Origin of the sequence: Erythrobacter sp. (assembly GCF_023653175.1) — a bacterium.
Taxonomy (GTDB): domain Bacteria; phylum Pseudomonadota; class Alphaproteobacteria; order Sphingomonadales; family Sphingomonadaceae; genus Erythrobacter.
On record NZ_JAMNXL010000093.1, the window covers coordinates 1 to 14,297 of the forward strand.

At 69.6% G+C, this 14,297-nt stretch carries 14 protein-coding genes; 4 read left to right on the forward strand and 10 right to left on the reverse strand.

What is annotated here, in order from left to right; translation table 11 throughout:
* The 8 genes from NBV68_RS11300 to NBV68_RS11335 all read right to left on the reverse strand — a co-directional run.
* Positions 1-511: polysaccharide deacetylase family protein (locus NBV68_RS11300; RefSeq protein WP_296309934.1), on the reverse strand; the 511-nt coding region annotated here is incomplete at its 3' end.
* A gap of 2 nt (positions 512-513) precedes the next feature.
* Positions 514-1,716: an XrtA/PEP-CTERM system-associated ATPase gene (locus NBV68_RS11305; protein WP_296309935.1), complete on the reverse strand. Its 1,203-nt coding sequence runs from the start codon at positions 1,714-1,716 to the stop codon at positions 514-516.
* A gap of 17 nt (positions 1,717-1,733) precedes the next feature.
* Positions 1,734-3,377, reverse strand: a complete 1,644-nt coding sequence (locus tag NBV68_RS11310) for a preprotein translocase subunit YajC (RefSeq protein ID WP_296309938.1) — start codon at positions 3,375-3,377, stop codon at positions 1,734-1,736.
* A gap of 2 nt (positions 3,378-3,379) precedes the next feature.
* A complete protein-coding gene (locus NBV68_RS11315) occupies positions 3,380-4,384 on the reverse strand; it encodes an AAA family ATPase (RefSeq protein ID WP_296309940.1) in 1,005 nt (334 codons plus the stop codon).
* A 16-nt stretch (positions 4,385-4,400) separates the two neighbouring features.
* Positions 4,401-5,921 carry an XrtA system polysaccharide chain length determinant gene (locus NBV68_RS11320; protein ID WP_296309941.1) on the reverse strand — a complete coding sequence of 507 codons (1,521 nt, stop codon included), beginning with the start codon at positions 5,919-5,921 and terminating at the stop codon, positions 4,401-4,403.
* Positions 5,922-5,934: 13 nt separating this feature from the next.
* On the reverse strand, positions 5,935-6,576 hold the full coding sequence (locus NBV68_RS11325) for an XrtA/PEP-CTERM system exopolysaccharide export protein (protein ID WP_296309943.1): 642 nt from the start codon (positions 6,574-6,576) through the stop codon (positions 5,935-5,937).
* Positions 6,577-6,794: 218 nt separating this feature from the next.
* The gene (locus NBV68_RS11330) at positions 6,795-8,021 is read right to left on the reverse strand and encodes a pyridoxal-dependent decarboxylase, exosortase A system-associated (RefSeq protein WP_296309944.1); all 1,227 of its coding nucleotides are present in this window, start codon (positions 8,019-8,021) and stop codon (positions 6,795-6,797) included.
* Positions 8,018-9,559: an acyl-CoA ligase (AMP-forming), exosortase A system-associated gene (locus NBV68_RS11335; protein ID WP_296309946.1), complete on the reverse strand. Its 1,542-nt coding sequence runs from the start codon at positions 9,557-9,559 to the stop codon at positions 8,018-8,020. The genes NBV68_RS11330 and NBV68_RS11335 overlap by 4 nt, the downstream gene beginning before the upstream one ends.
* A gap of 19 nt (positions 9,560-9,578) precedes the next feature.
* On the opposite strand from NBV68_RS11335, the gene NBV68_RS11340 reads away from it, so the two are divergent.
* From NBV68_RS11340 to NBV68_RS11355, 4 genes are read left to right on the forward strand one after another with little or no spacing between them, the layout of a single operon-like run.
* Positions 9,579-10,577 carry a GNAT family N-acetyltransferase gene (locus tag NBV68_RS11340; protein WP_296309948.1) on the forward strand — a complete coding sequence of 333 codons (999 nt, stop codon included), beginning with the start codon at positions 9,579-9,581 and terminating at the stop codon, positions 10,575-10,577.
* Positions 10,578-10,631: 54 nt separating this feature from the next.
* Positions 10,632-10,916 carry an acyl carrier protein gene (locus NBV68_RS11345; protein WP_296309950.1) on the forward strand — a complete coding sequence of 95 codons (285 nt, stop codon included), beginning with the start codon at positions 10,632-10,634 and terminating at the stop codon, positions 10,914-10,916.
* Between the two features lie 20 nt (positions 10,917-10,936).
* Positions 10,937-11,626: a hypothetical protein gene (locus tag NBV68_RS11350; RefSeq protein ID WP_296309952.1), complete on the forward strand. Its 690-nt coding sequence runs from the start codon at positions 10,937-10,939 to the stop codon at positions 11,624-11,626.
* Complete coding sequence (locus tag NBV68_RS11355; RefSeq protein WP_296309953.1) at positions 11,623-12,405, forward strand: hydrolase 1, exosortase A system-associated; 783 nt, start codon at positions 11,623-11,625, stop codon at positions 12,403-12,405. Before NBV68_RS11350 ends, NBV68_RS11355 begins: the two co-directional genes overlap by 4 nt.
* On the opposite strand, the gene NBV68_RS11360 is transcribed toward NBV68_RS11355, so the two are convergent.
* Both NBV68_RS11360 and NBV68_RS11365 read right to left on the reverse strand, forming a co-directional pair.
* Positions 12,402-13,598 carry a class I SAM-dependent RNA methyltransferase gene (locus NBV68_RS11360; protein ID WP_296309955.1) on the reverse strand — a complete coding sequence of 399 codons (1,197 nt, stop codon included), beginning with the start codon at positions 13,596-13,598 and terminating at the stop codon, positions 12,402-12,404. The genes NBV68_RS11355 and NBV68_RS11360 overlap by 4 nt on opposite strands.
* On the reverse strand, positions 13,595-14,297 hold a 703-nt coding region (locus NBV68_RS11365; protein ID WP_296309956.1), incomplete at its 5' end, for an ADP/ATP-dependent (S)-NAD(P)H-hydrate dehydratase. The genes NBV68_RS11365 and NBV68_RS11360, both read right to left, overlap by 4 nt.

Genomic DNA, 14,297 nt, shown 5'->3' on the forward strand with positions numbered 1-14,297 from the left:
AGTGATCGTGCGTGACCGGCGCGACGCTGGACGAATAGGCGTAACCCTGCTCGGCCAGTTCCGCGAAAGCCCACGGTGTGCGGTGGTCAATGGAAAAGCTCGGCGCGCGGTAACCCGTCACCGCCACTCCGCCCGCGTCCTCGAGAATTTTGCGCGCCTTGCGGATATCCTCGGCGAATTCGGCAGGCGTGAAGGTGAACACCCGCGCATGGTCATAGCCGTGGCTGGCGATCTCGTGTCCGGCATCGACGATCCGGCGGATCATGCCCGGTTGGCGCCTGGCCACCCAGCCCAGCGTGAAGAAAGTCGCGCTGACATCGGCCTCGGCGAAGAGGTCGATCACGCGATACACATTGTCCTCGACGCGGGTCTTGATCGAGTCCCACTCGGCCCGCGCGATCACGTTCTCGAAGGCGCCGACCTGGAACCAGTCCTCGACATCGACCGACAGGCCGTTGACGATGCCGGAACCGCAGGGACGGGCCAGAGGGGCGGGGAACGGCGCGTTCATGGTCACGCGGCCCTGCGCGACGGGTCTTCCTCGAGCCACTCGATCAGCATCGTGAGCACATGGCGGAAGGATTGCTCCTGCTCCTCGAGCCGCGCCTCGATCCGCTCGAGCGCGGCGGCGAGCCGGGCTTCTGCGGCGCGGGCCTCCTCCGGCGGAAGCGCAAGGGCCTCGCCGCCGGCGGTGCCGGGGCGCGCCATGCCTGCGGCCTGCAATTCGCTGATCGCCGCTTCAAGCTCGGCTGTGCGCGCGTCGCGCTCGGCGAGCAGGGCCGCGACTTCGGTCGCCGGCAGGCTGCCCTGCGCAGGGATAACGGGCGCTGCGGCAGGAGCCGGGGCGACAGGTTCGACGACCGGCGCGCTGCGCAGATCGCTGGCCGCGCGCGCGCCGCGGCTCTGATCGGCCGACATCTCGGCGATCACGTCGCCCAGCATGGTGTGGCTAAGCGTCTCGCGCTCCTCGATCGCGCCGAGCAGCAGCAGCCGGTTCATCACCTGATTGACGCGCCGCGGGATCCCGCCGGTGTGGCGATAGAGCGCATCGAGCAGCCCCGCCTCGAAATCCGGCCGCCCGCGCCATCCGACATGGCCGAGGCGGTGGCGCACGTAATGCTCGACCTCGCCGGCATCCAGCGCCTCGAGGTGGTGCGAGGCGATGATCCGCTGGCGCAGCTGTTCGAGCCCCGGGTGCTGGGCCAGCGTCGCGCGGAACTCGGGCTGGCCGAGCAGCAGCGATTGCAGCAGCGGGTGCGAGCCCAGCTGGAAGTTGGAGAGCATGCGCAGCTCTTCGAGCGCGGTCAGCTCGAGGTTCTGGCATTCGTCGACCACCAGCAGGCAGCGGCGCCCGGCGCGCGCCTCGTCCTGGAGGAAGCGCTCGATGGCGCCCAGCGCGGTCGCCTTGTCATGCCCCTCGACCGGCAGGCCGAAGCCTTGCGCGATGACGTGGACGATCTCGGCCCCGTCGAGCGCGGAGGTGACGACCTGCGCCACGGTGAGCGCGGCCGGATCGATCCGCTCCATCAGATGCGCAACCAGCGTCGACTTGCCCGCGCCGACCTCGCCGGTGATGACGATGAAGCCCTCGCCCTGGCTGAGGCCATAGCCGAGATAGCTCATCGCCTTCTTGTGGCTGACGCTCTCGAAATAGAATTGCGGATCGGGAGTCAGCTGGAAGGGGCGTCCGCTGAAGCCGTAGAAATTCTCGTACATGTGCTCTTGCACTCCCCTCAGAAATCGTAGCGCAGGCCGACCAGCGCGGTGGCGAAGGCGAAGTCCTCCGCAGTGAACTCGCTGTCGACATAATCGACCGAGATCGCCGCGCGGCCTGTCAGGCGGCGGGTGATTGACTGGTTGTAGGCCGCCGAGACCCCTGCGGCGGTGGCGTCATTGCCGCCCGCGCCGTCGAACCAGTTGGCATAGGCATTGGTGGCGATGTTGGCGTTCTGCCCGATATCGCGGCTGAGGCCGCCAATCACATAGTAGCTCTCGTCGGTCAGGCCGTTGACGGGGGCGAGCACGGTGCCGGCTGCGGCGATGAAGGTGCGCCGGTCGTAGCCTGCGCCCAGCGCTGCCGTGGTGCGGCCGATCTGCCGCTGGTAGGAGGCACTCACCCCGCGCCCGCGGAAGGCGGCCGAGCGGGTCGAGCCCAGCGCGCCGACGATGGCTTGCCCTTGCGTGCCGCTCACAAGCCCGCCGAAGTCGCCGGTCACCGGATTGCGGATCGCCTCGAAATCGCTGTCGAGGCGCGCAAGGCCGTTGTTGATGACCCCGCCAAAACCGCTCACTCCGTCATAGGCGGCTACCGCAAAGGCGCTGCGCTCGTTGGGGACGTAGGTGAAGGTGCCGTAATAGGTGGTCGAATCATAGCGCCGGCCGACGGAGGCCTGCAAGGACGTGCGCGAGGACGGGCGCCACAGCACCCCGACGTCCCACAAGAGGCCGTCGACCGCAAAGGCGATCCGGCGCGGGGCGCTGGCATCGGTGATGAAGCGGCCGTTCTCGTCGCGCTGGGCCACGCCATTGGCATCGCGCAGCGCATCACGGCTGGAGATCTCGACATCCTCGTAACCCGCCCCTGCGACCAGCGCGAGGGTGGGGGAGATGGGCAAGGTCACATCGCCGCGCACGTAGAGGTCGCGCACGCGCTGGTCGAGATTGCCGATATCCTCCTGGAAACCTCCGGCGGTGACCGCGAGGCCCACCGGCAGCAGCTCGCCCGGGCGAGTCGCGGCGCGCAGCTGGCCCATGTAGGTGATCGAATCGTCGAAGGTGTCGACCACATTGCCGCCCTGCGTGACGAGCGCGTTGTCGATCTCGAAGCGGTTGTAGCCCACGCGCGCCACGCCCTCGACGGCGACATCGCCGACGCGGGTGCGCAGGCTCGGCCCGGCATAGGCGCTGTAGATCCGGCTCTCGGCATCCTCGCGCACCAGCGGGTTGGCGGTGACCGCCCCGCCGCCATCGGCGCGCGTGCGCGAGGCGAGCGCGCCTGCCTCGAGGCTGAGCTTGCCCGGCACGATTCCCAGCGTGCCGCGCGCGATGCCGCTCACCGTGTCGGTGTCGACCGCGTCGTCGTCGTAGGCGATGTTGCGTTCATAGCGCAGCGAGACCGCCGCGCCGCTGTTGCGGCCCTGGACGTTGATGTCCACCCCGGCGGCGATCTGCGTGAAGGTCACCACGTCATTGCCGGGGCTCAGTTCGGCCGATACGATCTGGCTGACCTCGATATAGGGCTGGACCACGCGATTGCCGCGCTGGGACGGGCCATCGCCGCCCTGCCCCTGCCCTTGAGCCTGGGCGAAAGCGGGCGTGGCCGCGGCAGCGGCAAGGCCGGCGGTCAGCAGAAACTTGGTGAAGGTGCGGGCACGCATGGTCATTTCCCCTTCGCGCCATAGGAGCCGAAGCGCCGGCCCGAGGGGCTGTAGCGCGCGGCATTGAGCAGGAGCTTGATATCGCCGCAGGCCGAAAGCAGCTGCTGCGCGTCTTCCAGAGCGGCGCGACTGGTCTCGTCGGCGCGCACCACCAGCAGCGCCTGGCCGACATGCTTGGCGAGTTCGGCGGCAGGCGAGGCGGCGAGCGCGGGCGGCGTGTCGAAGATCAGGATGCGGTCGGGCGCGCCCTCGGTCAGCCGGTCGAGCAGATCGGCAGTGCGGCTACTGGCGAGATATTCGGCATCGCGTGCAGTGGCCTGGCCCGCGGGCAGCACGTACAGGCCGTCGATATCGGTCTTGATGACGAGGCTTTCGGGCAGGATGCGCGGGTCGGCGAGCGCGTCCATCAGGCCCTCCTCGGCGTCAATCCCGAGACGCTCGGTGATGCTCGGCTTGACCACGTCGGCGTCAACCAGCAGCACCTCGAGGCCGCGCTCGGCGGCGAGCGCGATCGCGAGGTTGGTGGCGCAATAGGTCTTGCCCTCGCCGGTATGCGGCGAGCACACGAGGATGCGGCGAGCGAGCGGAGACGCGCCGCTGCGGGCATCGGCGAGCAGCTCGCGCTTGACGATCCGGAATTCTTCCAGAAGCCCGGTCACCGGGTCCTCGGGAACGATCAGCCCGCCGTCGCGCAGATGCTCGCGGTCGATCCGCGCGGAGGGACCGCAGAAGGCCACCGCGCGCGGCGGCGGCGGCGTGGCGGGTTCGGGCGCCGGAGCGGGTTGGGGTGCGGGTGCGGCTTGCGGCTGCTGGACATGCGCCTGCGGTTGCGGCTGCGGTTGCGGAGCCGGACGGCGCAGCGCTTGCGGCACCGGCGGCAGGCCCGGCGCCACCGGCGGCAGCTTCAGCCCGTCTTTGCGCGGATCGAGCCCGAAAGCCGCATCCGCGCGTTCGAACAGCGATGCCGGCCTTGCGCCCTCGCGATTGATCTTGCCCTGATCGGTCATGTCTCTTGCCCCGTCCTCAGGCCACGCCGCCGATCGAGACGAACTCGATCGCCAGCAAAATCACGAACATCGCGCCAAGCCCGGTGCAGGCCCCGGCAAACTGCTTGAGCCGCTTCTTCTCGACCGCGCGCGCGGCCTCAGAGACGGTCAGCGAGATCGCGCCGATCACCGGCAGATCGAAGGTGCGCTCGAGCTTCTGCGGCGTGGCGAAGCTCGATTTGAGCTGGCCGAGCGCATAGGCTGCGGCAAAGCCCGCCCCGATCCCGACGATCAGCACACCGAGCAGCAGCAGCGGCCGGTTGGGCGCGGCGGGGCTCTGGGGGACGCCTGGCTGCTGGATGATGTCGAACCGGAACTGGCTCGCCTTGTCCTCGACCTTGCCGCGGGTCTTCAGCGCCTCGCGGTCCTGGAGCAGCTTCTCGTAGTTCTGGCGCAGCACGTCATAGTCGCGGCTGATGCGGTTGGCTTCGGCCGCGACCGCGGGCTCGCTCGCCTGGCTCGCCATCAATGCGGCGAAATTGCTCTGGAGCGCGGCGCGGCGGGCCTGGAGCGCCTCGACGCTCGCCTGGCGCTCGCTCTTGATCGCGACCAGCGAGGCATAGGCGGGATTGGGCGCGCCGCCCGCATCATCGCCCGCCGCTGCCGCCTGACGCGCAAGGATCGCGACCTGCTTGTTGGTCGAGACGACATCGGGGTGGCTGTCGGTCAGCCCGCGTGCACGCAATTCGGCAAGCTGGGTCTGGGCCTGCATCAGCGCCGCCCGCGGCCCCGTAGCATCGCGCCCGCCGGCAACGGTGCGCGGCGTGCTTGAGATCTGGCCCGAGATCGCCGCCAGCCCGCTCTGCGCGGCGGCAAGATCGGCCTCGACATTGCGCAATTCGGAGCGCGCGTCCTGCACCTTCTTCGACAGGCTGTCCGAACCGCCGACGAGGTCGGGATATTGCCCCTCGAAGGCGAGACGGCGCTGTTCGGCCTGTTCGAGCTCGGCCTTACGTTCTTCGAGCTGGCGGTCGAGATCGCCGATCGCGGTGCTGATCCCGGTGCGGCTGCCGATAACATATTCCTCGCGCAGGATGTCGAGCAGCTTCTGCACCACATCGCGCGCCAGCACCGCGTTCTCGGCGTCGGAGAATTCGCTGCGGCCGATTTCGGCGGTGATCTGGAACAGGTTGTCCTGCTCGGAGGTCACCTTGACCTTCTTCTCGAGCGCGGCGACCGCCCCGTCGAGCGCGCCGCGCTCGGTGATGCCTTCGCCCAGACGCGTGGTGGTGATGACCTTCTCGAGGTTCTTGGCGCTCGAGAGGGTCTGGCGCACCCGCATGATCTCTTCCTTGCCGTCACCGGCAATGCCGAGCTGCTTGGACAGCACGTCCTCGACATCGACATAGACGCGCGCCTTGCTCTCGTAGGCATTGGGGATCATGCTGACCACCAGCCACCCGAGCAGGCACACCCCCCAGGCGACCGCAATCGCGATCCAGCGCCGGTGCCACACAGACCACAGCGCTGCGCGCAGTTCGTCGAAGATCTCGCTCATCCCGCTCGCGCCCCTAGAACCGGCTCTCGGGGATGATGATCGTGTCACCGGGCTTGAGCATGACATTGGCGGTCGAGTCGCCCTTGCGGACGAGGTCCGAGAGCCGCAGGCGGTATTCGATCTGGGTGCCGCGCGCGCGGTCCAGACGGATCAGCTTGGCGCGGTTGCCGGCGGCAAATTCGTTGAGCCCGCCGACCGCGATCATCGCGTCGAGGGCGGTCATGTTGGCGCGGTAGGGCAGCGAGGCGGGCTGCGCGGTCGCGCCGATGATCCGCACCTGCTGGGTGAAGTTGCCCTCGGGGGTGTTGACGATCACCGAGACGATCGGCTGCTCGATATATTTCGACAGCTCGCCGGCGATGTAGTCCTGCAGCTGGGTCGCGGTCTTGCCCACGGCCGGGATGTCCTGCACCAGCGGGATGGTCAGACGCCCGTCGGGCCGCACGCGCACCTTGTCGGCGCTGAGTTCGGGATTGCGCCAGACATGGATGGTGATCTCGTCGAGCGGGCCGATGGTGTATTCCTCGCTCGGCACCACGCTGCCATCGCCGTAGGAGGCCGGCGGAAGCTCTTTGCCGCCACTCGCGCAGGCGGCGAGCAGGGCCGCCAGGAATCCGAGGGCCAGAAGGCGCTTGAGGTCGGGAAGCTGGAACATGCGTCTTGGATCCTTGGGCCTGGTCCGGGAGCTCCGCCGGTGCGCAGGAGCGACCTGCGACACGGAGCGCCCGGAATTACGGGCTTCTTGTCGCCGGAAATGGTGAAGATAAGATTAGTTATACAGCGCCGAAGTGGGCCCCATCCCGGATCGGGACAGCGCCCGGGCAGGCCTTAACGCGCGCGGTTAACGGCGCGCGGCCCAGTTGGGACGGGCGCTCAGACCAGCAGTTCGGCCGCCGCGCCATGGCCGAGAAAGGCGCTCGGGCTTGCGGTTGCGCCATAAGCCCCGGCGCAGAACACCGCGACCAGATCGCCCACCTCGGCGCGCGGCATCATGGCGTTGTCGGCGAGGCGATCGAGCGGGGTGCACAGGCAGCCGACGATGTTGACTTCCTCGGTCGCTTCCGCCCCGTAACGCGTTGCAATCGCCGAAGGATAGTTGCGGCGCACGACGGTGCCGAAATTGCCCGAAGCCGCCAGCTGGTGGTGCAGGCCCCCATCGGTGACGAGGAAGGTCACCCCGTGGCTTTGCTTGCGATCGACGATCCGGGTGAGATACACCCCCGCTTCGCCGACGAGATAGCGGCCGAGCTCCATGCACAGCTCGGTCCCGGCCAGCACCGGCGGCAGGGCCGCGACCTTCTCGGCCAGAGCCGCGCCGACCTTGGCAAGGTCGACGGGCGTGTCGCCGGGGAAATAGGGGATGCCCAGCCCGCCGCCCATGTTGAGCTTGGGCAGGGGATGGCCGATCGCCTCGGCGAGCTCCGCCGCGAGGGTCAGCACATTGGCCTGCGCCTCGATGATCGCGTCCGCGCTGAGGGTCTGGCTGCCGGTGAAAATGTGGAGGCCCCGCCACTCGGCCCCTTGCGCGATCAGGTGTTTTGCGAGCGCGGGGACACGCTCGGCATCGACCCCGAACTGCTTGGCTCCGCCGCCCATCTTCATTCCCGATCCGGTCATCACGAAAGACGGATTGACCCGCACCGCAATGCGCGGCGCCAGCCCGAGCCGCTCGCCGATGGCAAGCGCGCGCGCGCCCTCGCCCTCGCTCTCGCAGTTGAGGGTGACGCCGGCGGCGATGGCGGCCTCGAGCTCCTCGTCGCGCTTTCCGGGGCCGGCAAAGCTGATCCGGCGTGGATCGATCCCGGCGGCCACGCACAGCTTAAGCTCGCCCGCCGAAGCGATGTCGAAGCCGTCCACTTGGCCCGCCATGTGAGCGATCACTGCGGGATGCGGGTTGGCCTTGACCGCGAAGTTCAAGCCGACGCGCGCGGGCAGCGCGGCGCGCAATTCGGCCACGCGCCGGTCGAGCAGCGTCTTGGAATAGACGAACACCGGCGTGCGCCCCGCCTCGGCGACCAACTCGCTCGCACGGCGCCCGGCGATGGCGAGTTCTCCCCCTATTGTTTCGAAGCCGGGAGGGATCGGGCCGACGGGCTTCATTCCGCGAATTCCTTGTTCAATTCGGCCTGCAGCGCAGTGCGGTCGATCTTGCCGTTGGGGTTGAGCGGCATCGCGCTGCGCCAGTGGATCATCTGCGGCTGCATGAAATTGGGCAAGTCGCGCTGGAGCCGCTTCACCAGCTCCTCGCGCGCGGCTTCATCGCCGCGCACCACCAGATGCACCGCCTGGCCCAAGCGCGGATGGGCGACGCCAAGCGCCACCGCCTCTGCCGCCAAGCCGGAGGCGAGCGCCGCCTCCTCGATCTCCTGCGGGGATATGCGGTTGCCCGCGCTCTTGATCATCGCATCGCGGCGGCCAGCGAAGTAGAGCAATCCGTCTGCATCGCGCCTGACCCGGTCGCCCGAGAACACCGCCATCCCGCCATACTGCGACGCGGCGGGCGCAGGCTTGAAGCGCTCCACCGTGCGCTCAGGGTCCTGCCAGTAGCCTTGCGCCACCAGCGGGCCGCAATGAACCAGCTCGCCCTCCTCGCCATCGGCCGCAACCTCGCCCGCATCGTTCACCACCAGGATTTCGGCAAAGGGGATCGCCTTGCCCATCGAGGTGGGATGCGTGTCGACCAGCGCCGGATCGAGGTAGGTCGAGCGGAAGGCTTCGGTGAGCCCATACATCGGGAACAGGCGTGCGTCAGGGAACATCCCGCGAAGGCTCCGCACCAGATCGACCGTCAGCGCCCCGCCGCTGTTGGTGAGGCGGCGCAAGGGCGCGCGCGCCTCGGCGGGCCACTCGGTCTCGGTCAGTTGCACCCACAGCGGCGGGACGGCGGCGAGCGTCGTCACGCCGTGCTTCGCGCAGGCCTTGGCGACATCCTTGGGGAAGAGGAAATCGAGCGGCACCACGCTCCCTCCGGCATACCACGTCGAAAGCAGCTGGTTCTGGCCGTAGTCGAAGGACAGCGGCAGAACCGCAAGCGTCACGTCGTCCTCGGCAAGCCCGAGGTAATGCGCCACGCTCACCGCGCCCAGCCACATATTGGCATGGCTCAGCATCACTCCCTTGGGGCGGCCGGTCGAGCCGCTGGTGTAGAGGATCGCCGCCAACTCGTTAGGGTCGGCCTGCGAGGGGGCGAGTTCCAGCCCCGCCGTCTCAGCCGCCGCCAGCGCCTCGGCTTCGTCCAGCGCCGCGCAGCCTTCGGGCAGATCGCCCGCCTCGATGCTGGCGAGCCGCGCGGGCGTGCCCATCAGCAGGTGCGCGCCACTGTCGGCGAGAATATGCGCAGCCTGCGCGCGCTTCAGCAGCGGGTTGATCGGTACATGCACCAGCCCGGCGCGCGCGGCTGCCAGAGGGAGCAGGCAGGTAAGCTCGCCCTTCGCCGCCCAACTCGCCACCCGTGCGCCTCTCTCGGGCACCGCTTGCGCCAGCCATCCGGCGAGCATCGCAACACGCTGTCTTAACTGATTGTGGTTAAGGCTGCCGCCCCGAAGCACCAGCGCCGGATGCTCCCCAAGCCCCGCCACCCCTGCCAGTTCGGCAAGGTGGTCGAGCGGACGCGGGAGCGGATCGGGCGGTTGGTGCATGGTGTGGAGCAGGTTCCCAGTGATCGAAGCGCGGTATCACGATAGCGTTAACGTCTTGCAAGCGCTGTCTGGCGCGGAGAGCTGCGCGCCCTTCGACCGGGCCGAGTGGTTCGCGCTGCTGGCCGAGACCGGCCTCGTCCCGCTGGTCGCCATCGCCAGCGATGCGGGCGCCACGGCCGCACTCGCGCTCACCGAGAACGATGGGCGCATCACCCCCTTGCGCAACTGGTACAGTTTCACCTGGCGCGAATTGGCTCCGGCGGACGAAGCGGGTGATCGCCTGCTCGGGGCCATCGCGCGCCAGCTGAAAAGCCGCGGGTGGCGCGTGACACTCGAACCCGTGCCGGGCGAGGACGGCTCGGCGACACGGCTCGCGCGTGCCTTCCGCGCGGCGGGCTGGCAGGTCGCGGTGGAGCCCTGCGACATAAACCACGTCCTCCCCGTGAAGGGCCGCAGCTTCGCCGAATATTGGGAGGCCCGCCCCGGCCCGCTTCGCACCACCTTCAAACGCAAGGCCAAGAAGGTCGAGGTGGAAGTGCTCACCCGCTTCGACCATGGAGTCTGGGACGATTACGAGACGATCTACGCCGCAAGCTGGAAGCCCGCCGAGGATCAGCCCGCCATGCTGCGCGCCTTTGCCGAGGCGGAAGGCGCAGCGGGCCGCCTAAGGCTCGGCATCGCCCGGACCGAGGGCCTCGCCGTCGCCGCGCAGGCCTGGACGGTCGAGAACGGCACGGCCTTCATCCACAAGCTCGCCTATCTCGAAAGCCACAAGCACCTCTCTGCCGGCACCACGCTGACCGCCGAACTGTTCCGCCACGTGATCGACATCGACCGCGTCGCGCTGGTCGATTTCGGCACTGGCGACCAGAGCTACAAGGCCGACTGGATGGAGGAGGTGCGCACCCGCTACCGCATCGACTGCCTCGATCCGCGGCGCCTGCGCGCCTGGCCCCCGCTCGCCAAGCGGTTGCTGCAACGCGGCGCAAAACTTGCACCACTGCCCGCGCATGGCTAAGCCCCGCCGCCACGGCCCGGACAACAGGGCTGAACAGGGACTTTTGCAAAGCCGATGACCGTTTCGCACAACCTCGATGGCGCCGCGCTCGACCTTGAACTCAAGGGGCTGATCGCCGACGTGCTGGGCCTCGATCCCGAGCAGGCGCAGACCTTCGGTCCGGAAACCGGGCTGTTCGGCCACCTGCCCGAGCTGGATTCGATGGCGGTGGCGGGGCTTCTGACCGAGATGGAAGACCGGCTCGGCATCGTCATCGAGGATGACGACGTTGATGGCGAAATGCTCGAGACCTACGGGGGCTTGCGCGCCTTTGCCGAGGCCAAGCTCGGCGCGCGCTGAGCCCCGGCTTCCCCGGCCCCGTGATTTCCACCTGGACCCCGCCCGCCCCTGAAGGCACCCCGGCGGAGGCAGAATTGCTGGTCGCCTTCGACCGCGGGCGCGACCTGCGCCTGCTGGTCTGCCCGGCGTGGTTCGACGAGGCGAACAAGCTCAGGCGCTTCACTCTCGAAGTGATACGGCGGCTCGACCGCGCCGGGTTGGACTGCCTGCTCCCCGATCTTCCCGGCTGCAACGAGAGCCTTGCCCCGCTGCCGAACCAGACACTCGAAAGCTGGCGCGCGGCCATGACCGCCGCCGCGCAAGGCTTGCGCGCCACCCATGTGCTGGCGATCCGCGCCGGGGCGCTCGTCGCTCCCCCCGCCCTGCCCGGCTGGCACTACGCCGCGCAGTCCGGCCCCAAGCTTTTGCGCGGCATGATCCGCGCCCGCACCATCGCCGCGCGCGAGGCCGGGCTGGCCGAGAGTTCCGAATCGCTGATGGCGCTTGGCCGAGCCGAGGGCCTTACGCTCGGCGGCTGGGCGATCAGCGCTGCGATGTTTGCTGCGCTCGAAAACGCCGAGCCCGCGCTTGCCCCCGGCCAGTCCGACCTTGCCCAGAGCGCGCTGGGCGGCCCCGGCCTGTGGCTGCGCGCCGAACCGGACGAGGACGCGAGGCAGGCCGACCGCCTCGCCGCGCGGATCGTCCAGAGCCTCGCAGGCGGGCCCGCATGAGCCGCCGCTCGCATGCCTTCGCCTGCGACGGGCAGATGCTCGCCGGAACGCTCGACACCGCGCTCGGCACCACCGGGCTGCTGATCGTGACCGGCGGCAACGAGATCCGCTCGGGCGCTTTCGGTGGGCAGGCCGACATGGCAAAGCGGATCGCTTCTGCGGGCTACCCCGTCTTCCGCTTCGACCGCCGCGGGATCGGCGACAGCGAGGGCGAGAATCGCGGCTTCCGCGATTGCGCCGAGGACATCGCCACTGCGCTGGCCGCCTTCCGGGCGATGGCCCCGCAGATCACCCGCGTGATCGGCTTCGGCAATTGCGACGCGGCCTCGGCGCTGATGCTGGCGGGCGGCGCGGGGCTGGCGGCGCTGGTGCTCTCCAACCCCTGGACCATCGAGGACAGCGAAGCTGACGACAGCACACCGCCCCCCGATGCGGTGCGGGCGCGGTATCTCGAGAAGCTGAGGAATCCTTCCGAAGTCAAGCGTTTGCTCGGCGGAGGTGTGGACCTGCGCAAGCTCGCGCGCGGCATGGTCCACGCGCTCAAGCCGCCCCCGCCGCCGTCAAGCCTCGCGCAGGATATGGCTGCGGGCCTTGCGGGATTCGCCGGTGATGTGCGCATCCTACTCGCCACCGCCGATCGCACCGCGCAAGTGTTCGAGGCGGCGTGGGACAGGAACGATCCCCGCATCCGCCGCTGCGAGGGCGCAGGCCACGCCTATGTCGAGCCCGCGCACCGCGACTGGCTGAGGGTGCAGCTTCTCGAAGCCCTGCGAGCCTAACGCTCGAACAGGCTCACCAGTTCGACGTGGGTCGACCAGCGGAATTGGCCGACAGGGCGCAACTTGGTCAGCCGGAACCCCGCCGCCGCCAGCACCGCCGCATCGCGCGCCCAGCTTGAGGGATTGCAGCTGACACAGACGGCGCGGGGCAATGTGCTCGCGGCGATCTCGGCGATCTGCGCCCGCGCGCCTGCACGCGGCGGATCGAGCAGCACGGCGTCGAAGCGGTTGAGCTCGGCCGGTTGCAGCGGCGCGCGAAACAGGTCGCGGTGGAGCGCCAGCACGTTTCCGCCCGTCCGCGCCCCCGCAGTCTTGCAGGCAAGGTGCGCGGCCTGCTCGGCCTCGACTGCGAGCACCTTGCGGCCCTCCTTGAGCGCAAAGGCGAAGGTGCCGAGCCCGGCAAACAGGTCAGCCACCATCCGCGCGCCCTCCAGCCAAGCGGCGGCATCGGCAGCCATCCGCGTTTCCGCGTCGTGGGTCGCCTGAAGGAAGGCGCCGGGCGGCAGGCTGACCGGCACGCCGCCGAGCGTCACCGTCACCGGCTCGGGCTCCCACATGGTTTCAGGGCCATAGCCCTGGTCGAAGGAAAGCCGCGCAAGCCCCTGTTCGCGCGCGAAATCGAGCGCTGCCTCGGTCGGGCCGAGGCCGTCCAGCGGGAAGTGCGAGAGGCTCGCCTCGACCCCCTGATCGGCGAGCGTCAGGTTGATCCCGACCATCGCCTTTGGGCCATGCGCGGCGACGAATTTGCGCAAAGGCGCGATCAGCGCGGCCAATGCAGGATGCAGGACGGGGCACTCGGCAAGGTCGACCACGCGGGTAGCGCCGCCCTCGCGATAGCCGAGCACCGCGCCCCGCGCCGTGCGCAGCCCATGCAGCCCCGCGCGGCGGCGGGTGTGCGGGGGCGAGAGATGGACGGGGAGCAGCTCGGCCGATTCCAGCCCCTGTGAGCGTGCGGCATTGACCACCCGCTCGGTGACGAAAGCCGCCAGCGCCGCGTCATCGGCATGCTGCAACTGGCACCCGCCGCAGGTCGCGAAGTGGCGGCAGGGCGGGGTCTGGTGGTGCGGCCCGGGGGTGATCGCCCCGGCCTCGTCCACCATGTCGCCCGGCACCGCACCTGCGACATGGCGGCCCGAGGCGGTGACGCCGTCGCCCTTGGCGGCGATGCGGATAATCTGTTCAGGGGTGCTCACAGCGCCGCCGCTAGCGCGTCCGCCACCCTTTCGGCAAGCTGCGAGGGCGAGAAGGCGGGGCCGGCCCGCCGTGCGGCTTCGCCATGGAGCCACACAGCCTCGCAGGCGGCGGCAAAGGGATCGCGCCCGGTGGCCATCCGGCTCGCGGCGATCCCGGCAAGAACATCGCCCGTGCCCGCCACCGACAGCCAACTCGAAGCCGGGGGCGCGAGCGCCAGCCTGCCGTCGGGCGCGGCGACGCAGGTGTCGGGGCCCTTGGCGAGCACCACCATGCCGCTCACCTTGGCGAGCGCCAGCGCGCGGTCGCGGCGGCTTTCGGCGATCACCCCGAAGGCGCGGCAAAGCGTTTCGAGCTCGCCGTCATGCGGGGTTGCGAGTTTGGGGACGCCGCGGCCGGGCATGGTGGGGGTGAGCAGCATCAGCGCGTCGGCATCGAGCACCAGCGCCGGGGCGATCCGGAGCGCGTCACCCAGCCTCGCCCGCGCCGCCTCGTGGCGCCCCAGACCGGGGCCGACCAGCACGGCGGCTATGCGGGAATCCGCCAGCGCTTCGCCAAGCGGTGCGGTGTCGGTCACCACCTCGGGCGGGGTGCGCGGGTCGGCAGCGGGGGCGAGCAGCCTGACATAGCCCGCCCCGGCCCGCTGCGCCGCCGCCGACGCGAGGAGGCTCGCCCCCGGCATGGCGCCCGCGACGATCCCG